Source organism: Pseudooceanicola nanhaiensis, assembly GCF_020171315.1.
Taxonomy (GTDB): domain Bacteria; phylum Pseudomonadota; class Alphaproteobacteria; order Rhodobacterales; family Rhodobacteraceae; genus Pseudooceanicola; species Pseudooceanicola nanhaiensis_A.
The window spans coordinates 1-524 of record NZ_JAIUZP010000030.1; the positions used below are offsets into that span (position 1 = coordinate 1).

Sequence of the window (524 nt, forward strand, 5' to 3'; positions counted from 1 at the left end):
GCCTTCGCCGCCTTCACGCTGGCGATGGTCGCCTGCGGGTTGGCCCCGATCGACACCACCGAGACCTCGAGAAGGTCGAGCTTCTCCAGCGTCCAGACATGGGTGTCGGTGTCGACCGAGTACTCCCGGATGCGGTAACCGATGGAGAGCCCGTCGATGTCGCCCTCCTTCAGGAGCGCATAGGCCTCCTGCGCCTGCTGCACCCCCATGTTCAGCTTGCCCCGCATCAGGAGGCCACGGTCATCTTCCTCGGCCTCCAGCCATTTGCCGATCGGGCGGCTCGGGTCGTGCTGCCAGAACATCTTGGGCATGGTCCCGCGCGCCCTGTGATCCCCGAGGCTGTCGAGGAAGGCCCCGGCCGCGACCACATCGCCGTAGCTGTCGGGCTCGCCGCCGAAGGTCGAGCCGTAGCCCTCGAACTCGCCCGTCTCCTTCAGCGCCTTGATCTCGAGGACCGGGTTGGCAACCTTGTTAATCGCGTCCATCGCCTGTCTCCATGTTCTGTCCCGCCTCGGTGATCGGCA

At 66.0% G+C, this 524-nt stretch carries 1 protein-coding gene; it reads right to left on the minus strand.

Translation table 11 applies throughout. The features are described 5' to 3' along the window. Nucleotides 1-485 (minus strand): HK97 family phage prohead protease (locus LCM32_RS22180; protein ID WP_224822398.1); only part of this gene is annotated, 485 nt, incomplete at its 3' end. Nucleotides 486-524: the final 39 nt, after the last annotated feature.